This is a genomic window from Novosphingobium aquimarinum, assembly GCF_009746585.1.
Classification (GTDB): Bacteria; Pseudomonadota; Alphaproteobacteria; order Sphingomonadales; family Sphingomonadaceae; genus Novosphingobium; species Novosphingobium aquimarinum.
The window spans coordinates 77,618-96,263 of record NZ_WRPO01000015.1; the positions used below are offsets into that span (position 1 = coordinate 77,618).

General features: G+C 64.8%; 19 protein-coding genes and 1 pseudogene. 6 read left to right on the forward strand and 14 right to left on the reverse strand.

The window, feature by feature from the left end; all coding sequences use genetic code 11:
* Positions 1-15: 15 nt before the first annotated feature.
* Positions 16-2,313: an ATP-dependent helicase gene (locus tag GQO94_RS14620; protein ID WP_198045979.1), complete on the reverse strand. Its 2,298-nt coding sequence runs from the start codon at positions 2,311-2,313 to the stop codon at positions 16-18.
* 119 nt (positions 2,314-2,432) lie between these two features.
* Here GQO94_RS14620 and GQO94_RS14625 point away from each other — a divergent pair, with 119 nt between their 5' ends.
* Complete coding sequence (locus GQO94_RS14625; protein WP_156842170.1) at positions 2,433-3,137, forward strand: hypothetical protein; 705 nt, start codon at positions 2,433-2,435, stop codon at positions 3,135-3,137.
* 89 nt (positions 3,138-3,226) lie between these two features.
* On the opposite strand, the gene rsmD is transcribed toward GQO94_RS14625, so the two are convergent.
* The gene (rsmD, locus tag GQO94_RS14630) at positions 3,227-3,769 is read right to left on the reverse strand and encodes a 16S rRNA (guanine(966)-N(2))-methyltransferase RsmD (protein WP_156842171.1); all 543 of its coding nucleotides are present in this window, start codon (positions 3,767-3,769) and stop codon (positions 3,227-3,229) included.
* The gene (locus GQO94_RS14635) at positions 3,766-4,635 is read right to left on the reverse strand and encodes a pseudouridine synthase (protein ID WP_156842172.1); all 870 of its coding nucleotides are present in this window, start codon (positions 4,633-4,635) and stop codon (positions 3,766-3,768) included. Before GQO94_RS14635 ends, rsmD begins: the two co-directional genes overlap by 4 nt.
* 93 nt (positions 4,636-4,728) lie before the next feature.
* Here GQO94_RS14635 and GQO94_RS14640 point away from each other — a divergent pair, with 93 nt between their 5' ends.
* Positions 4,729-6,066, forward strand: coding sequence for an AmpG family muropeptide MFS transporter (locus tag GQO94_RS14640; RefSeq protein ID WP_232332947.1), 1,338 nt, complete (start codon positions 4,729-4,731; stop codon positions 6,064-6,066).
* Here GQO94_RS14640 and GQO94_RS14645 read toward each other — a convergent pair.
* Genes GQO94_RS14645 through trpB form a run of 3 tightly spaced genes read right to left on the reverse strand, consistent with a single transcriptional unit; the run spans position 6,063 to position 9,389 of the window.
* A complete protein-coding gene (locus tag GQO94_RS14645; protein ID WP_156842173.1) occupies positions 6,063-7,364 on the reverse strand; it encodes a bifunctional folylpolyglutamate synthase/dihydrofolate synthase in 1,302 nt (433 codons plus the stop codon). The genes GQO94_RS14640 and GQO94_RS14645 overlap by 4 nt on opposite strands.
* 4 nt (positions 7,365-7,368) lie before the next feature.
* Complete coding sequence (trpA, locus tag GQO94_RS14650; protein ID WP_156842174.1) at positions 7,369-8,145, reverse strand: tryptophan synthase subunit alpha; 777 nt, start codon at positions 8,143-8,145, stop codon at positions 7,369-7,371.
* Positions 8,146-8,147: 2 nt separating this feature from the next.
* Positions 8,148-9,389 (reverse strand): tryptophan synthase subunit beta, encoded by a 1,242-nt coding sequence (gene trpB, locus GQO94_RS14655; protein ID WP_156842175.1) that lies wholly within the window; start codon positions 9,387-9,389, stop codon positions 8,148-8,150.
* Between the two features lie 216 nt (positions 9,390-9,605).
* Between trpB and GQO94_RS14660 the strand changes: the two genes are divergently transcribed.
* Positions 9,606-10,088 carry an outer membrane protein gene (locus GQO94_RS14660; RefSeq protein ID WP_156842176.1) on the forward strand — a complete coding sequence of 161 codons (483 nt, stop codon included), beginning with the start codon at positions 9,606-9,608 and terminating at the stop codon, positions 10,086-10,088.
* 66 nt (positions 10,089-10,154) lie between these two features.
* Here GQO94_RS14660 and GQO94_RS14665 read toward each other — a convergent pair whose 3' ends face one another.
* Entirely contained in the window at positions 10,155-10,796 is a 642-nt protein-coding gene (locus GQO94_RS14665; protein WP_156842177.1) for a phosphoribosylanthranilate isomerase, read from the reverse strand.
* Between GQO94_RS14665 and GQO94_RS14670 the strand changes: the two genes are divergently transcribed.
* Positions 10,780-11,280 carry a DUF4019 domain-containing protein gene (locus GQO94_RS14670; RefSeq protein ID WP_232332948.1) on the forward strand — a complete coding sequence of 167 codons (501 nt, stop codon included), beginning with the start codon at positions 10,780-10,782 and terminating at the stop codon, positions 11,278-11,280. The genes GQO94_RS14665 and GQO94_RS14670 overlap by 17 nt on opposite strands.
* Before the next feature lie 33 nt (positions 11,281-11,313).
* Here the strand turns inward: GQO94_RS14670 and GQO94_RS14675 are convergent, their stop codons facing one another.
* The 4 genes from GQO94_RS14675 to purB form a co-directional block, all read right to left on the reverse strand.
* Positions 11,314-12,066, reverse strand: a complete 753-nt coding sequence (locus GQO94_RS14675) for an SIMPL domain-containing protein (RefSeq protein ID WP_156842178.1) — start codon at positions 12,064-12,066, stop codon at positions 11,314-11,316.
* Positions 12,067-12,136: 70 nt separating this feature from the next.
* Complete coding sequence (gene pyrF / locus GQO94_RS14680; protein ID WP_156842179.1) at positions 12,137-12,814, reverse strand: orotidine-5'-phosphate decarboxylase; 678 nt, start codon at positions 12,812-12,814, stop codon at positions 12,137-12,139.
* Entirely contained in the window at positions 12,811-13,197 is a 387-nt protein-coding gene (locus tag GQO94_RS14685; protein ID WP_156842180.1) for a DUF1049 domain-containing protein, read from the reverse strand. The genes pyrF and GQO94_RS14685 overlap by 4 nt, the downstream gene beginning before the upstream one ends.
* Positions 13,198-13,262: 65 nt before the next feature.
* Positions 13,263-14,573, reverse strand: a complete 1,311-nt coding sequence (gene purB, locus GQO94_RS14690; RefSeq protein WP_156842181.1) for an adenylosuccinate lyase — start codon at positions 14,571-14,573, stop codon at positions 13,263-13,265.
* A 130-nt stretch (positions 14,574-14,703) separates the two neighbouring features.
* Here purB and GQO94_RS14695 point away from each other — a divergent pair, with 130 nt between their 5' ends.
* Positions 14,704-15,723: an alpha/beta fold hydrolase gene (locus GQO94_RS14695; protein WP_156842182.1), complete on the forward strand. Its 1,020-nt coding sequence runs from the start codon at positions 14,704-14,706 to the stop codon at positions 15,721-15,723.
* A 96-nt stretch (positions 15,724-15,819) separates the two neighbouring features.
* On the opposite strand, the gene GQO94_RS14700 is transcribed toward GQO94_RS14695, so the two are convergent.
* The 3 genes and pseudogenes from GQO94_RS14700 to GQO94_RS14710 form a co-directional block, all read right to left on the reverse strand.
* A complete protein-coding gene (locus GQO94_RS14700; RefSeq protein ID WP_156842183.1) occupies positions 15,820-16,539 on the reverse strand; it encodes an NRDE family protein in 720 nt (239 codons plus the stop codon).
* Positions 16,539-16,703 (reverse strand): annotated as a pseudogene (locus GQO94_RS14705) (JAB domain-containing protein); the annotation flags it as partial. The pseudogene GQO94_RS14705 and the gene GQO94_RS14700, both read right to left, overlap by 1 nt.
* Positions 16,704-16,936: 233 nt before the next feature.
* Positions 16,937-17,566: a Fic family protein gene (locus GQO94_RS14710; RefSeq protein WP_156842184.1), complete on the reverse strand. Its 630-nt coding sequence runs from the start codon at positions 17,564-17,566 to the stop codon at positions 16,937-16,939.
* 58 nt (positions 17,567-17,624) lie between these two features.
* Between GQO94_RS14710 and GQO94_RS14715 the strand changes: the two genes are divergently transcribed.
* Entirely contained in the window at positions 17,625-18,569 is a 945-nt protein-coding gene (locus GQO94_RS14715) for a recombinase family protein (protein WP_456299631.1), read from the forward strand.
* Positions 18,570-18,646: the final 77 nt, after the last annotated feature.

Genomic DNA, 18,646 nt, shown 5'->3' on the forward strand with positions numbered 1-18,646 from the left:
CTCAGGCGCGCGGCGTCATGCGGGTTTGATGAAACTGTCGATCACGCGCTTGCGGCCGGCTTGCTCGAATTCGATCTCCAGCTTGTTGCCTTCCTGCGCGGCGATCTTTCCGTAGCCGAACTTCTCGTGAAACACGCGGTCGCCAATTGCGACGTCGCCGCGTGGCTTCGCCGCAAAGCTGGCTGCGCTGCGCGTGTTTTCGGCGACGCGGCGCGGAGCGGCGTCGTATTCCTTGGCCGCAGCGCGCTGCCAGCCCGGCCCGCGCGTCACGACGCGTGAGGGCTGGGTACGGGCGACATCCGCGAAGGGATCGGAATGCTCGGACCACTGCGCGCGCCACAGCGAAGCGCCACCGGTCATGGTGGTTTCCGCCTCGACGTGCTCGTCGGGCAGTTCGGTGACGAAGCGCGAGGGGATCGAGCTGGTCCACTGCCCGTAGATCCGCCGGTTGGCCGCGTGGAGGATGGTGCAGCGCCGCTTCGCGCGCGTAATCGCGACGTAGGCGAGGCGGCGTTCCTCCTCAAGACTCGCGAGCCCGCCTTCGTCGAGCGAGCGCTGCGAGGGGAACACGCCTTCCTCCCAGCCGGGCAGGAACACGTGATCGAATTCCAGCCCTTTGGCGGCGTGCATGGTCATGATCGTGACCTTCTCGGTGTCGTCCGCCGCATCGTTGTCCATCACCAGGCTGACGTGCTCGAGAAAGTCGCCCAGCGTGACGTACTCTTCCATCGCGCGCGCCAGTTCGACGAGGTTTTCGAGCCGGCCCGAAGCCTCAGGCGTTTTCTCGGCCTGCAGCGCGTCGGTGTAGCCGCTCTCGTCCATGACGGTACGCAAGAGGTCCGCCGGGCTTTCGCTGGCGGCAAGATCGCGCCAGCGGGCGAAATCGCGCATCAGCGAGAGAAAGGTGTTGCGCGCTCGCGCCGGCAATTCATCGGTATCGACGATTTCAAGCGCGGCAGCGGCCAGCGGGATCCCGCGCCGCCGGGCGTGCACGTGTAGCTTCTCCAGCGTCTTGGCACCGAGGCCGCGCTTGGGACTGTTGTAGATACGCTCGAACGCGAGGTCGTCGGCGGGTTGGGCGATGACGCGCAGATAGGCCAGCGCATCGCGGATTTCCGCGCGCTCGTAAAAGCGGAAGCCGCCGATGATCCGGTAATTGAGGCCGATCTGAATGAAGCGGTCTTCGAATTCGCGGGTCTGGTACTGCGCCCGCACCAGGATCGCGACTTGATCGAGCGAGGCGCCTTCGCGCTCCAGCCGCTCGATCTCGTCGCCGACCCGGCGCGCTTCCTCGGGCCCGTCCCACACGCCGATCACGCGCAATGGATCGCCGGGATGGCGTTCGGTCCACAAGGTCTTGCCCAGCCGTTGGCTGTTCTCGCTGATGAGCCCCGAGGCAGCGGCGAGGATCTGCGGCGTGGAGCGATAATTCTGCTCCAGCCGGATAACCTTGGCGCCGGGAAAGTCCTTTTCGAACCGTAGGATATTGGCGACTTCCGCCCCGCGCCATGAATAGATCGACTGATCGTCGTCGCCCACAACGCAGATGTTCTTGCGCTCCTGCGCGAGCAGACGCAGCCACAGATACTGGACCTGATTGGTGTCCTGATATTCGTCCACCATGACGAACTTGAAGCGCTGGCGATATTGTTCGAGCACGTCGCGCTCGGTGCGCAGGATGTTGAGCATGTGTAGCAGCAGATCGCCGAAATCGCAGGCGTTCAGCGCCTTCAACCGGTCCTGATAGAGCCGGTAGAACTTCTGCCCCTTCCCGTTCGCATAAGCCTCGTTCTCGGCGGCATCGAGATCGCCGGGATTGAGGCCGCGGTTCTTCCAGCGGTCTATGCACCCGGCCAGCTGGCGCGCGGGCCAGCGTTTCTCGTCGATCCCTTCGGACTGGATCAGCTGTTTCAGCAGGCGCAGCTGATCGTCGGTATCGATGATCGTGTAATTTGATTGCAGTCCGACCAGTTCGGCATGGCGACGCAGCATCTTCGCCGCGATCGAATGGAAAGTGCCGAGCCAGGGCATGCCTTCCACCGCAGGACCGATCAGATTCCCGACTCGCTCGCGCATCTCGCGCGCGGCCTTGTTGGTGAAGGTCACGCACAGGATTTCGGACGGCCATGCGAGTCGCTCTCGCACCAGGTAGGCAAGGCGGGCGGTCAGGGCTGCGGTCTTACCCGTGCCCGCGCCCGCGAGCATCAATACGGGGCCCTCGCTGGTCAGCACGGCCTCGCGCTGCGGCGCGTTGAGGCCGCCGATCAGGGGATCTGCGGAGACATCGGAGGGGCTAGCGAAGGGGGCAGTCACGAGCGAACAACTAGGGAACGCATTGTCGCTACGCAAGGTCGGTTCGTCGCAGCGACGGAACAATGGCGCGTCTCATTCGTCGACTCGGGCAAGACGAAAGAAAAACCGGAGAAGCAGAAATGCGTAATATCCTTCTTGCCGGAGCCGGCGCAATCGCGCTGATGACCGCTCCGGCTTTCGCTCAGATGACCGACAGTCAATCGACTACCACTAGCTCTGTGGATCAGGCCGATCCGATGCCGGATTCGAGCGTCCCCGTCTCGACCAATTCCGTGTCCGACAAGCGCGGTGGCTATGAAATGTCGCCGGAGCAGTCGACCATGTATCAGTCCTGGCCGCCCGAACGGCAGACCGATTACGACACCTGGCCGATGACCTATCAGGAATACTACTGGACCCTGGAGCCGGTGCAGCAGGAAGGCTATTGGGCGCTCACCGAAGACCAGCGCGGCAAGATCTATAATATGACTCCGGAGCAACGAACGCTGGCATGGCGCGCGGTCCAGCAGCAGCTGGCCGGAATGACGCCGACGACGCCAGCGGGACAAGCCAACCCGCCGGGACAAGGCATGCCGACCAATGGCGTCCCCAATCCGAAGATGGCCAACCAGGCCGTCCAGCCCGCCATGCCCGCGACGCAACAGTATCAGGGCGGCCCCTACAAGGGCGCGCTGACGCCGCCACCGGCAGATGCGATGGACAAGGATTATCCGATTTGTAAGGGCGACGTGCAGGATAGCTGCATCAACCCTCGCGAAGCGGGCAAGAACTGGGGCAATCGTCCGCTCGATCATTGGCCGGGCAAGCCCGCCAGCGAGATGTAAGCTTCCCATGCAACGGCAGCCCCGTTGCCTCGCAAGTTTCCGATGGAAAGGGCGTCTGGCAACAGGCGCCCTTTTCGGTCGGCGGCCTTTTACTCCATGCGCAGCAAGTGGAGGCGCGCCCGACCGACGTCGCGCGTGACGTCGAGGGCGAAGCCTTTGACCGATACGGTCTCGCCCCGCGCGGTCTCCAGGCTGATCCAGCTCGACGGCGCGAGCCAACCGAGCCGATGCAGCTTGTCGAGCGCCACGGCACCCGCGCCGCTTTCGTAAGGCGGGTCCATCAACAAGAGGTCGAGCGGAGCCTTTGCCGGACCAACGCGCAGTGCGGAAACGGCGCGCACGTCGCATTGCGACTGCGCCCGCAGCGCGGCAATGTTGGCACGCAGCCCCCGCAGCGCGGCCGCGTCCTGCTCCACGAACAGGCACTGCGCCGCTCCGCGCGACAGCGCTTCCAGTCCCAGGGCACCCGATCCGGCGAAAAAATCCCCGACGGCGAGACCTTCGAAGCTGCCGAGGCGGCTCGTCAGCATCGAAAACAACGTTTCGCGCGTGCGATCGGCCGTGGGGCGAGTCGTATCGCCTTCCGGAGCGGCGAGCTTGCGCCCCCGCCATTCGCCGGCAACGATCCTCAGGATGGCTTGCGCCCTTTCGTGCCGAGCGACGCGCGGAACCGCTCGAGTTGTTTGGCATTAATCTCGACCGCGGCGCCGCGCGGCAATTCGTCGAGCGCGAAGGGGCCATAACCGATCCGGATCAGGCGGCTGACCTGCAGATCGAGATACTCGAGCACGCGGCGTATCTCGCGGTTCTTGCCCTCGGTGATGGTCATCTCGATCCACAAGTTGCGTCCCGTGCGGCGCTCCATGTTGGCGTCGATCCGGCCATAGCGCATGCCATCGATCTCGACGCCTTCGATCAGCTCCTCGAGCTGGCCTTGCGTCACATTGCCGAACGCGCGAGCGCGGTAGGTGCGGGGGATCTTGGTCGCGGGAAGTTCGAGCTGGCGCTTGAATTCGCCGTCGTTCGTCAGCAGCAGCAGCCCCTCGGTGTTGAGATCGAGCCGGCCGACCGGCATCAAGCGCGGGGCACCCGCGGGCAGCGCGTTCTTGAGCGCGGTGTAGATCGTCGGCCGTCCGGCAGGATCGCGTTCGGCAGTGAGCAGGCCTTGCGGCTTGTGGAAGGCGAACAGCCGCGTCGCTTCGGGCGCGCGTACCGGCTTGCCGTCTACGGTGACGCCGCGCAGATCCTTGAGGATCGTCGCCGGCGTGGTGACGAGCTCCTCGCCCAGCTTCACCCGTCCTTCCGCGATCATCCGCTCGGATTCGCGCCTGCTGGCTACGCCCGCGCGGGCGAGCAGCTTGGCGATGCGATCGCCTTCGGGCGCACCTTCGCGCGGCGTGCTCGTGTCCGGCTTGGGCGCGCCGGGGCGGCGCGTGCTGCGCGAGCGCGGACGCGCATCGTTGCGGCTTCGGTCGGGGCGCTGCGGTGGTGGTGACATCGTGGGGCCTTAGCTGTTGATCGCGGCTTCATCCAGCCTTCCCATCGCCGGGCGACACGCTAAGCATGCCTTCTTTGAGGTAAGGAGCACGCGGTGAACACCGGGACGATCGAAAAGGACGAACCGCGCCGGGGCCTGGTGGGCTCGCTAAAGCCCTATCTGGAAAAGGAATCACTGGCCGCGTTCTTCGTCGGCGTGTCATCCGGCTATCCCTTTGCGCTGTTGGCCGCGACGCTGACGACGCGCCTAGCACAGGACGGTATCGAGAAATCGACCATCACCGCCTTCACGCTCGCCTTTTTCGTCTACAACCTGAAGCCTTTGTGGGCCTGGATCATCGACGGCGTGCGCCTGCCGGTGATTGGTCGGATGGGGCAGCGCGTATCGTGGATGATGGTGACCGGCGTGCTGGTCGCCGCCGCAACGCTCAATCTGGCGATCGTCGATCCGTCATCCGACATCGGCGCGACCGTGGCCGCGGCCGTGCTGCTGGGGCTCGCGGGTGCGAGTTTCGATATCGTCATCGACGCTTACCGGATCGAGACGCTGAAGCCGTATCAGCTCGGTGTGGGCTCGGGAATGAGCCAGTATGGCTGGCGGATCGGTTCGGCGGCGGCGGGCGCACTGGCGCTGGTCGTGGCGGCGCGAACCGACTGGCATCTGGCTTATGCGGTGTGCGCCGTATTCGTCCTGCCGGCGATGCTGACCGCGCTGATCCTGGGCGAGCCGGCGCGCCATGAAGTCAGTCACGAGCGGCGCGGGGCGGCGGAAATCTGGGCCTCCATCGCGGGACCGTTCGTGGAGTTCTTCCAGCGCGCCGGCGCTTGGCTGGTGCTGCTGTTCATCCTCGTCCACAAGATCGGCGATACGCTGGCGAACCTCACGTTTCGCCTGCTGTTCGAGGACCTTGGCTTCTCCAACGACGAGATCGCGATCTACGACATCGGCGTTGGGTTCTGGGCGCTGATCATCGGCGTGTTCGTCGGCGGGGTGATCTACGCGCGGCTCGGGCTTAAGCGTTCGGTGCTGATCGCGCTGATCCTGATGGCGATCTCGAACCTCAGCTTCGCGATGCTCGCGGCGGCGGGGCACTCCAATATCGGCATGGCGGGCGCCATCGGCTTCGAGAACTTCGCCAGCGGCTATGGCGGGGTGGTCGTCGTCGCCTATTTCTCGGCGCTGTGCGACTTGCGCTTCACTGCCGCGCAATATGCGCTGATCTCGGCGGGCGCGAGCATCGTCGGGCGGTTCCTGACCGGAACCACGGCGGGCGCGCTGATCGAAGGCATGGGCTACGTGAACTTCTACCTGCTCACCACCGTGGCGGCGCTGCCGGGGATCGTGCTGTTCTGGTGGATGATGCGCACGGGTCTCGTCGATGCGGCCATGGGCACTGCGGGCGAAGTGGGCGAGGGCGACGCGCGCCGCTAGGCAGGGTGCTGGCCGTTCCGGCGCAGGACATCGCCCGCAAGGTAGAGCGAGCCCGCGATGAGCACGGGGAGGCCGTCGTCCGGCAAGGCGCGCAGCGCTTCGGCAATATCGGCCGCAGCCTCCGCGCCACCGCCGAATGCATCGATCCCATGCGCCTCGTGTCCGGGCACATCGACGATCTGAAGGCTGGCGAGAGTACCGGCGAGGGGCGCCATCAGCGCCGCCGGGTCCTTGTTCGCCAGCATGCCCAGCACGAGATGCAGCCGCTGCCCGGCAAAGTGGCTCGCGATCGCCGCGCCTGCATCGGGATTGTGGCCGCCGTCGAGCCAGACCGGGCGATCGCCCGCGCCGTCGCGCAAGGGGCCTGGATCGAGTTGCTGTAGCCGCGCCGGCCACTGCACGCGCGCCATCGCGGCGGCAAGCGCATCGGTGGTCACTGTCACGCGGTCCTGATGGCGCAGCATCGCCACCGCCAGGCCCGCGTTCACGGCCTGATGCGCGCCGGGCAGCGCGGGCAGTGGCAGGGTGAGCGGGCCGTGGCGGTCGCGATATTCGAGCACCGCTCCGGCCGAGACATCCCAGTCCAGCCCGCGCATGTGCAGCGGCGCGCCCGCGACCCGCGCCGCGCGCTCGATCTCGCTGGTGGCCTCGGGCGGATAGGCGAGCGTCACCAGCGGACTGCCGGGCCGGACGATCCCCGCCTTCTCGAACGCGATCCGCGCCAGCGGCATCTTGGGTGCGCCATCCTCGGGCGCGAGCAGGAAAGCCTCGTGATCGATGCCGAGCGAGGCGATCCCGCTCACCGCGACGCGGTCGAGCACATTGGTCGCATCGAAACGTCCGCCAAGGCCGACTTCGATCACGCAGGCATCCGCCGGTGCGCGCGCGAAGGCGAGGAAGGCGGCAGCGGTGGTGACTTCGAAAAAGCTGGGCGCAAGATCGGCAGCGTCCGCCGCGTCGAGCGTCTCGCGCAGCAGGTCGGCCAGTAGCGCATCGCTCACGAGGTCGCCCGCGATGCGGATGCGTTCGTTGTAGCGGACGAGGTGCGGGCTGGTGAAGACATGCGCGCGCAAGCCTTCCGCTTCCAGTGCAGCGCGCAGGAAGGCGCAAGTCGAGCCCTTGCCGTTGGTCCCCGCGACATGGAAGACCGGCGGCAGCGACCAGTGCGGATCGCCGAGCGCGGCCAGCAGCGCGCGGATCGTGTCGAGCCCGAAGCGGCCTTGCGGTAGGGTCAACGCGGCGAGGCGATCCAGTTGCGCCTGAACCTCGGGGCTGTCCGACTGGGCGAAATCGCGCAAGGGTTCAGCGCGCCGTATGCACCGCCTCGGCGAGGGCGGCGGTCAATTCGCGGATGGCGGCAGGGGCATCGTCGCCGTGCTGCTTGACGAGGTCGACCAGCGCCGATCCGACGACGACTCCGTCCGCCACTTTGGCGATCTCGCGCGCCTGTTCGGGCGTGCGCACACCGAAGCCGACCGCGACGGGGATGTCGCTCGCCGCCTTGAGCGCCGCCACGGCTTGCTCGATTGAGCCTTGCGCCGCCTGCTGCATGCCGGTGATCCCGGCGACCGAAACGTAATAAATGAAGCCGGACGAGCCCTTGAGCACGTCGGGCAGCCGCGCGGCATCGGTGGTCGGCGTCGCGAGGCGGATCAAGGATACGCCCTTATCGCGCAACGCCGGGCCGAGGTCGGCATCTTCCTCGGTGGGAATGTCGACGCAGATCACGCCATCGACGCCCGCCGCCGCGCACTGCTCGGCGAACCACTCGGGCCCGCGGACCGTCATCGGATTGGCATAGCCCATCAGCACCAGCGGCACCTCGGGATGCCGCTCGCGAAAGGCGCGCGCCATGTTGAGAATGTCCGCCGTGCGCGTGCCCTTGGCGAGACTGCGCAAGTTCGCCTGCTGGATCGCCGGACCGTCCGCCATCGGATCGGTGAACGGCATGCCAAGCTCGATCACGTTGGCCCCGCCAGCAACGAGCGCATCGAGATTGGCGGCCGTGTCGCCATCGCCCGCGGTGAGGAAGCAAACGAGCGCGGGGCCGCGCGAGAAGGCCTGTTCGAAGCGAGACATGATTAGATTTCCGCGCCCAGCGCTTCGGCGACGGTGAAGATGTCCTTGTCGCCGCGGCCAGAGAGATTGATGACCAGCAGCTTGTCCTCGGCCATCTCGGTGGTCAGCTGGCCCAGCGCGGCAAGGGCGTGCGCCGATTCGAGCGCGGGGATGATGCCTTCGAGCGCGCAGCAGAGCTGGAACGCCTTGAGCGCTTCGTCGTCGGTGATCGGCAGGTAGCGCACCCGGCCGCTTTCGTGCAGCCAGGAATGCTCGGGGCCAAGGCCGGGGTAGTCGAGCCCAGCCGAGATCGAATGCGCCTCGGTGATTTGGCCGTCCTCGTCCTGCAGCAGGTAGGTGCGGTTGCCGTGGAGGATGCCCGGGCGTCCGCCGGTGAGGCTGGCGGCGTGCTGGCCGCTCTCGATGCCGTGGCCCGCCGCTTCGACGCCGACCATCGCCACTTCTTGATCGTCGAGGAAGGGATAGAACATGCCGATCGCGTTCGACCCGCCGCCGACGCAGGCCAGCACCATGTCGGGCAAGCGGCCTTCGCGCGCCATCATCTGCTCGCGGGTTTCCTCGCCGATCACGGACTGGAAGTCGCGGACCAGCTCGGGATAGGGGTGCGGGCCGGCGGCGGTGCCGATGATGTAGAAAGTGTCGTGCACGTTCGCGACCCAGTCGCGCAGCGCCTCATTCATCGCGTCCTTGAGCGTTTCGGCACCGCTGGTCACCGGCTGCACTTCGGCGCCGAGCAGCTTCATCCGGAACACGTTGGGCTTCTGGCGCTCGACGTCCTTGGCGCCCATGAAAATCGTGCAGGGCAGGCCAAAACGCGCGGCCACGGTCGCGGTGGCGACGCCGTGCTGGCCCGCGCCGGTTTCGGCGATGATCCGCGTCTTGCCCATGCGGCGGGCGAGCAGGATCTGGCCGACGCAATTGTTGATCTTGTGCGCGCCGGTGTGGTTCAGGTCTTCGCGCTTGAAGAAGATTTTCGGCCCCATTCCCTCCGGAGCGCGCTCACGGAAATGCTCGGTCAGGCGCGGCGCGAAGTAGAGCGGGCTCGGGCGGCCAACGAAGTTCGCGAGCAAGTCCTCGAACTCGGCGCGGAAGGCGGGATCGGCCTTCGCGGCGCGATATTCGCGTTCCAAATCGAGGATCAGCGGCATCAGCGTTTCGGCGACGTAGCGCCCACCGAATCGACCGAAATGCCCGTGCTCGTCGGGCTGGTTGCGGAAGCTGTTTGGCGTCGCCGTTTGGGTCATGGCCGAGCGCTTGGCAGAGGGTCCGCCTCTTGTCCAGCCGACACAAAAGGCGAGCGGCTTCGACTAACGACAGACAAGGATCGACCAGTTACTTGTTGTGATATTTCTCACTCTAGCAACTTCAAGAAACCGAGAGTAGTGGCGCTCTCGGCACGGAGACGAGCCGCTGGAATATAAAAAAAGGTTCCGGCAATCGATAATGGAGTGAGAGTTAAAATGCGTACTATACTTGTAATCAGTGCTGCCATTTGCGCAACCGTCTGTAGTTTTGCCGCTACTACGGCCCCAGCGTCTGCAAATGAAGCTCGTATTGAAGCGCGCGGCGGCGTTATCTGGACTGGTAGTGGTTCGGAAGGCACCCTCGGCGCGGCGGCCGGATACGACTTCGATCTCGGCGATACACTGTTCGCTGGCCCAGAAGTCTCCGCCGACAAGATTCTCGACGACGATGCCCGCGTGTCGTTCGGTTTCGGCGGCCGCGTCGGCGCCAAAATCGGTGAACGCGGCAAGCTTTACGCGGCCTCGAGCTACCAGACGAAGTTTTGCTCAGAATGCGAGGACGCGGTCAGTGTCGGTGGTGGCTACCAGCATGCCTTCACCGACTCGATCTACGCCAAGGTCGAATATCGTCACTTCTTCATCGACAACGGCTTTTCGGACGCGGACACGGTCGTTGCGGGACTCGGTCTGAAGTTCTGAACTTCCTACGTGCCGAAGCCTGGGGCGGCCTCCCGATAGGGATGTCGCCCCTTTTCGCGTCTGCCCTCAGGCCGCGCGGACGGCTCGACAGAAGGCGACGATCTTGGCCGAATCTTTTATCCCAGGCGATTCCTCGACTCCGGACGAAACATCGACCAGCGGTGCCTTGGTGACCGCAATCGCTTGCGCGACGTTGCCCGGGTTCAGTCCTCCGGCAAGCCCCCAGGCGCAAGGCGCGCGCCAGCCGGAGAGCAGCGTCCAGTCGAACGAGAGGCCGAGCCCGCCGGGCAGCGCGCCCTTGGGCGTCTTCGCGTCGAGCAGCACCATGTCCGCCACGCTCGCGTAATTTGCCACTCGGTCGAGATCGGCGCGGGATGCGATCGCGATCGCCTTCCACACCGGCAGACCGGTTCGCGCTTTGATCTGCGCCACCCGTTCGGGCGTCTCGCTGCCTTGCAATTGCAGCGCTTCGAAACCCGCCGCCTCGGTGGTGGCGCGCAGCTCCTCGTCGGTGGCATCGACGAACAGCCCAACGCGCCCCACGCGCCCTGCGGCACGCCTGGTCAGAGCTGCGGCCTGATTGATCGTAAGGTGGCGCTGGCTGGGCGGATAGAACACGAATCCCGCATAATCGGCGCGCGCGACGATGACGTCGTCGACCGCACCGGGAGTGGTCAGGCCGCAGATCTTGATGGCGGGTATCGGCACGGCTTGCTGTGGCCTCGCAATGGTTTATCTTCGAAGCATAAAACCCAACGCAAAGGTTCCTATGCGACGGACCGCGCGACTTCTAATCGGACTGGCGGCGCTCGCAAGCCTGGGGGCCTGCAATATCCAACAGTCCGTCGACGATGCCAACGCTGCGATCTCGGCGTTTCACGCCGATCTGGACGCAGGCCGGATCGACGCGATCTGGTCTGAAGCGTCCCCCGAAATGCAAGCGGCCACCGGTAAGGCTCAGCTGACCGCGCTCTTGTCCGCCGTGCACCGCAAGCTCGGGCGTGTCCAGCAAAGCGAGCAACGCGCCTGGAACTCGAACGTGACCACCGCCGGTTCGTTCGTCGTCGTGCAAATGGCAACGACTTTCGAGAAGGGCACCGGGATGGAGACCTTTACCTACCGAAAGGACGATGACGATCAGCTCGCGCTGGTCGGCTACAACATTCAATCCAACGCAATGATGCTGAACTGATCGCCCTCCCGGTCGCCCGAGCCGCTGGACCGATCAGCGAGCCAGTTCGAACTGGACCGTAACGCTCGAACTCAGCTCGAGCTCGCCAGCCGCGATCGGCGTGGGGGGCGGGGCCGCAGGGGCGGCATCCATTGCGGCCCGGCGATACATCACTGGCTGCGGAGCATAGCCGCCGCTCTCGCTGATCGAGACGATCCGCGCGACCCGCAGGCCAGCGGCGCGCGCATAGAGATTCGCCCGCTTTTGCGCGGCTGCCATCGCCTTGGTCCGAGCCTCGTCGAGCGCGCCTTCCGAATCGTCGACCATGAAACTCGGGCCATTAACCTGGTTCGCACCGGCCGTGACGAGCGCGTCGATCACTTTGCCGTATTCGCCCAGCTTGCGCTGCTTGACCGAGACGGTGTTGCTCGCCTGATAGCCGATGATCGCGCGCTCTTCGTCCTGATAGCTGCCGTCGGGCATGCGCTTGGGCTGCGCGTAGACGGGGTTGAGATTGAGATTGCTGGTCTGGATGTCGCGTTCTGCGATCCCGGCGCGCTTGAGCGCGGCGATCACCGCGGTCATGCGGGTGGAATTCTCTGCCAGCGCTTGGCTCGCGCTCGTGCCCTGCGTGGTCACGCCGGCGCTGAACATCGCCAGATCGGGCTCGCGCGTGGCCTCGCCGTTCGCGGTCACGGTCAGCAGAGTGCTGCCTTCCGCAATCATCGGGATCGGGCCCGCCATCTGAGCATGCGCCGCAACCGGAAGCGCGGCGAGCAGCAGAGCCGCAGCGAGAGTTCTCTTCATGATTGGTCCTTGCAGTTTCTCGAACGCCGTCGCTGATGACAGCCGCGGCGTTGCGCCAGACTGAACGACGTCAGAGCGTCGCTTCGATGGCCCGCGCCGCCGCGAGCGGATCAGCGGCGCGACTGATCGGGCGGCCGACGACGAGCACGCTCGCCCCCGCATCGCGTGCCTCGCGCGGGGTGACGGTGCGTTTCTGGTCGCTCGTCTTGCTGTCTGCCGGGCGCAGGCCGGGCACCACGAAGTAGCCGTCCTTCCATTGATCGTGCACCGCGGCGACTTCGTGGCCCGAACAGACGATACCGTCCACGCCTGCCGCATGGGCCAGTTCGGCGAGGCGGAGCGCCTGATCGTGCGGCGCGGCATGGATGCCCGTCGCGGCAAGATCATCGCTATCGAGGCTGGTGAGCACGGTGACGGCGACGACTTTGCAATGCTCGCCCGCGGCGGCCTTGGCGTCTTCCATCATCGCGCGGCCGCCAGCGGCGTGAACGGTGACGATCGAGGGTTCGAGCACGTGGATCGACTGCATCGCGCCGGCCACCGTATTGGGAATGTCGTGCAGCTTGAGGTCGAGGAAGATCGGCAGACCGATCTTGTGGATCTCATGCACGCCATGATGCCCGTGAGCATAAAAGAACTCGAGGCCCAGCTTGAGCCCGCCAATGTGTCCGGACACCTTGCGGGCGAGCTCTTCTGCCGAATCGAGGCGCGGAAGGTCGAGCGCGAGCCAGACCGGATTATGGTTCATGGAATGTCTTTCGCAGGCGATCCGACTTGACGGTCGGAATGAAGATCGGTGGACGTCTCGGAGACGGGTTCCACGGGTTGAGCCGGTGGCGCGCTGGGAGCCGGAGTGGGCGCGGGTGTGCTGCTCACGGCATGAAGCGAATTCTCGAGCCCGGCAACCCGCCGCTTCCAGCGCCACGCAGCAGCGCGATGCAGGAGCCACATCGGCAGCGCACCGAGCAGGAAAAACAGCAAAGCGACGATGCCGACGGGCCATTCGAAGTGCAGATAATTGCCGTCGGCCAGTGGCCAGATGTTCACGGGTGCCGTCGTCCAGTTCATCGCAATGAAGGCGACGAGGATTGCCGTGATCGCGATCCACAGGATCGTTCGTATGACCTGCATATTCCCTCCTGTTTTGTGGGAATGCTAGGCAGATGCCTGGCGAAAGGGAAGGGCGAGGGCTCGGATCAGCCAAATACCCGCCCGAAGATGCGATCGACTTCCTTGAAGTGATAGCCGAGGTCGAACTTGTCCTCGAGTTGTTCATCGGTAAGCGCGGCCGAGACTTCGGGATCGGCCTTGAGCAGTTCGAGCAGCGAGAGCTGGCCGTCCGATTCCCAGACCTTCATCGCGTTGCGCTGGACGAGGCGGTAGCTCTCGTCGCGGGTCTTGCCCGCCTGCGTCAGCGCCAGCAGGACGCGCTGCGAGTGGATCAGGCCGCCCATCCGATCGAGATTCTTCTGCATCCGCTCGGGATAGACCAGCAGCTTGTCGACCACGCCGGTCAGCCGCGCCAGCGCGAAGTCGAGCGTGATCGTCGCATCGGGACCGATGAAGCGCTCGACCGAAGAGTGCGAGATATCGCGCTCGTGCCACAGCGCCACGTTTTCCATCGCGGGCAGGGCGTAGCTGCGGATCATGCGGGCTTGTCCGGTGAGGTTCTCAGTCAGCACCGGATTGCGCTTGTGCGGCATGGCGGACGAGCCCTTTTGGCCAGGCGAGAAGTATTCTTCCGCCTCCAGGACCTCGGTGCGCTGCAGATGGCGGACTTCGATCGCGAGGCGTTCCATCGAGCTGGCGATCACACCCAGTACCGCGAAGAACATCGCGTGGCGGTCGCGCGGGATGACTTGTGTCGAGATCGGCTCGGGAACGAGCCCCATTTTGTCCGCCACATATTCCTCGACCGAAGGATCGACATTGGCGAACGTGCCGACCGCCCCCGAGATCGCGCAAGTCGCGATGTCCTCGCGCGCCGCGACCAGTCGCGCCTTGCAGCGCGCGAACTCGGCATAGGCCTGTGCCAGCTTGAGGCCGAATGTCACCGGCTCGGCATGGATGCCGTGGCTGCGTCCGATCGTGGGAGTGTACTTGTGCTCTTCGGCTCGGCGCTTGATCGCGGCGAGCAGCGCGTCGAGATCCTCCAGCAGAATATCGGCGGCGCGCGTCAGCTGCACGTTGAGTGTGGTGTCGAGAACGTCCGAGCTGGTCATGCCCTGGTGCATGAACCGCGCTTCGGGGCCGACCTGCTGCGCCACCCAGTCGAGAAAGGCGATGACATCATGCTTGGTCACCGCCTCGATCGCGTCGATCGCGGCGACGTCGATCACGGGATTGGTCGCCCACCAGTCCCACAGCGCCTTGCCGGCGTTTTCCGGTACCACACCGAGTTCGCCCATCTTCACTGCCGCGTGCGCTTCGATCTCGAACCAGATGCGATAGCGCGCTTCGGGCTCCCAGATCGCGGTCATGGCAGGGCGGGCGTAGCGGGGGACCATGGGAAAACTCCAGCAAGCGTTCGACGCGCTGCCGCTAGGGGGCAGGCCGGATTAAGGCAAGTCCCGCGGGAGCAAACACCTGCCTCGGGAGCTCTATCTCGTGTGAGCTGATCCAAGCGAAAGGTGCGTGATGAAGTCCTTGCCCTCGACGATGGCCGCAATTCTGCTGGCTGCCCTCGCGGTGCCTGCGCAGGCGGATGACGCGCAGCCGGTGAAACCGCTCGGCACCGATCTGGATGGCTTTGCGTACCCTTGGCCGGTCAAGCGGATGCCGCTCGCCATCGGCACGACCGAGGGCCAGATGAGCTACATGGACGTGAGACCGGATCGCCCCAACCGCCAGGCGATCGTGCTCCTTCACGGCAAGAATTTTTGCGGAGCGACCTGGGAATCGACGGCCAGGGCCTTGGCGGGTGCAGGCTATCGCGTGCTGATCCCGGATCAGGTCGGCTTTTGCAAATCCTCGAAGCCCAGGGACGCGCAATACTCCTTCGCCTTCATGGCGGACGCTACGCATCGCCTGATGGCGCGGGAGGGGCTGGAGCGCGCCGTGATACTCGGTCACTCCACGGGCGGAATGCTTGCCCTGCGGTTCGCACAGATGTTTCCCGAGGCAACGAACCGGCTCGTCCTCGTCAATCCGCTCGGGTTGACGGACAGGATGGCGGAAGGCGTGCCCTACGTGCCGCTCGCCAAGCTGATCGAGCAGGAGCGCGGGAAGGACCGGGCGGCGATCAAGGATTACCAGTTGCGCACCTATTATCATGGCCAATGGCAGCCGCGCTACGATCGCTGGGTCGACATGCTCGCCGGGCAGTACGCGACCGAGGACGCGGATGCCGTCGAGATCGCCCAGGCGAAGACCGCGGAGATGATCCTCACGCAACCGGTCTCGCAAGGTTTCGAGACGCTGCGCATGCCGGTCACGCTGTTCATCGGCCAGCGCGACACCACTACCTTCGGCAAGGGTCAGGCGCCGAAAGACGTACAAGGCCGTCTGAAGCCGATCCCCGAACTGGCGCCGGCTGCTGCCGCGCGGATGCCCGACGCGCGCGTCGTGCCCTTCGCCGATCTTGGCCATTCGCCGCAAGTCGAAGACCCGAAACGGTTCGAGAAAGCGCTGCAGGACGATCTTGCGATCCAGCGCTGAGAGTTATTAGTTCCCGGCGTACGCAGGATTGATCGCCGCCTCAGCCTGCGCTTTCGCCCGCGTCAGCAACAGCGCTCTGGCCGGCAAATTCGACTTTCACACCAGCTCGATCTTGATTTCGCCAATCGGGTTTCCGCTTCGATCGAAGCCGCGCTCGATCACTCGTCCGCCGCCATCGCGCCCCATCATCACCACGGTAGAGCACCGCGTGCCGTAGTCGGGGTTGCGGATAAACACGGGGCTGAAGCGCAGGTCCGGGCCTTCGCTGTCGGGTTCGGCGGGCAGCGGGGTCTCGTCGGCAAGCGCGGCGAAAAGGCGGGAGACGTCGTCGTCGTCGTTCGCCAGCCAGGTCGAGAGTGCCTCGGTCAGACCCATAGTCTTGGCCCAGGGCGTGTCGAATGCGCCATTGGAAACACCATGGATGCCGGGTTCCAGCGCGCGACATTCGGCAGTCGGTACGTTGGTGACGTGTTCGAGCCGGTCGGCATCGGCGCGCAGCACGTGGAACGGGTTCATCGCGCCAAAGTCACCGTCCGCTTCGCCGCGCAGCCAGCCGCTGACCAGCGCACCGCGCGAGGCGAGACCGGGGCGGGGGTAGCCTTCCTTGCGGAAGTTGGTGACCAAGGCGAAGCGCTGCTGCGGCCCGACTCCCAGCCAGGTTCCGCCGGCGCGCAGATCCTTTCCCGCGACGATCCCGCTGCCGTCGTCCCAGGTGGAGAGCGGTGCTGTCTCGCGTTCGTGGAACTCGTCGCGATTGGCGATCGCGACCAGCCGCCAGCGGGGGTGCGCTTTCCAGGCGATTGCCGCGACACACATCAGATCAGTCCTTTCGCGCGGAGCGAGACATGGCCTTGTCGCCCGATGATGACATGGTCGTGCACCGTCACCCCAAGCAAGCGCCCAGCCTCGGCGATGCGATTGGTGATGTCGATATCGGCGCGACTGGGCTCGGCGGAGCCCGAAGGGTGGTTGTGCATCATCCCACGGTGTTCATTATCATATTGATATTCAATGATTTTTTTGAAGAACCCCCGAAGGTGGTGCCGGGGTTTGGGAGCTGCGCTTAGTGCGCTATCGTGATCGTCACGGGCGATCATCAGCGCGCTCAGCGAGTTCACGTCACGCACGGCACCGAACTTCATCCTTTCCGCCTCACAATTCAAGCCCACCGATTCGGCGGAGCCCTCGGGGCATCCACGAGCTGGCAATCCGGCTATCCAGTCGTCTTGCGATACCGCCCTTTCCTCGGTGATCCAACATAGCATATGAGATCTGCGGCCTTGAGCGCGGCGATGTCCCGTCGCGCGGTTTTCAGACTGACGTCCCAAACAGCCGCAATCTCCCTGGCGTCGCATCGACCCTCGACGACTCGGCCCAGAAACCAGCGTTGTCGCTCATTGATCTCTGCCCGATCAGGGACATTTATAGGGTCACGTTCAGGGACATATTCAGGGTCATATTCTCGCGCACCCGTTGCTGAACGTCCGCCAGCGGCTTCACCGGCCGCATAGGCTTCACGGGCTCTGGCAAGCGATATGCGATCCACCGGGCCGGTCAACGGGATCGCCGCCGGGCCTTCGAGCAGGCCGAGAACAAAGGCCCTGATGACGGGCGACGAAACCACCAGGCGCAGGAAATACACCGTATCCGGCCCATGCTGCGCTGAGAGCCAATGCTTCACGGTCCTCTCGCTCGCATCCGTCTGACGCATGAGCTGCTTGATCGCACGGCGGCTGTCTCCATGCTCTTTGCGCAGCAGCTCGGCGATGGTCTGCGCATAGGTGTCGCGTCCGCCAAGAACGCCTGTCCAAAGGGGAAATTTCCTGCCCGTTTTCGGCAACATCTTCCGTTTTCTCCGCAGCTAAACTGGTTTCCGTGCGGAGTGGCGGCAGAGGCCCGTCATGCGCTGCGGCGGTAGGTCGCCCGGACCGCCGCAGGCAATTTCGGGAGGGCGTAATGTGATGGGCCAGCGACTTTACGATGATCGGTCAGGGCAGCCTGAACGTCCTCTTCGGGCTGCCGAATACGTCCGCATGTCCACGGACCATCAAAAATATTCGACCGAAAACCAGTCCGACGCGATCAAGCAGTATGCTGAAGCCCGCGGAATAGAGATCGTCAGAACCTATGCCGATGCGGGGAAAAGCGGCCTCAAGATTGAGGGACGCGACGCGCTCAGACAGCTCATCGAGGACGTGCAGTCCGGGAACACCGATTTCACCTTGGTTCTCGTCTATGACGTCAGCCGCTGGGGGCGTTTTCAGGATGCCGACGAGAGCGCCTATTACGAGTATATCTGCCGACGCGCCGGCATCGCCGTCGAGTATTGCGCGGAGCAATTCGACAACGATGGCAGCCCGATCTCGACCATCGTCAAAGGCGTCAAGCGTGCGATGGCCGGCGAGTATAGCCGCGAGCTATCGACCAAGGTATTTGCGGGCCAAGGCCGGCTGATCGAGAAGGGCTACCGTCAGGGCGGACCTGCCGGCTTCGGTCTCCGCCGAACCCTGATCGACGAGCATGGCGTCATCAAAGGGGTTCTGGGCCGTGGGGAGCACAAGAGCATCCAGACCGATCGGGTGATCCTGACGCTTGGCCCGGCGGAAGAAGTCGAGCTGGTGCGCGGCATCTACCAAGCCTTCGTCCATCAGGGATACAGCGAGCGGGAGATCGCTGCCGATCTCAACCAACGGGGCCTACCGACCGATCTTGGACGACCCTGGACCAGGGGAACGGTCCACCAGATTCTGATCAACGAGAAATATGTCGGCGACAACGTATGGAACCGCCGCTCCTTCAAGCTGAGAACGGCGGAGCAATATTCGACCACGGTAGCGGCGGGATAGTCCTGCTGCGGGCGGCGTAAAAGTCGTCCACCTTGAAGCCTTTCTGCCGAGTCAGGGAGGTGTGGGGATCTACAGCG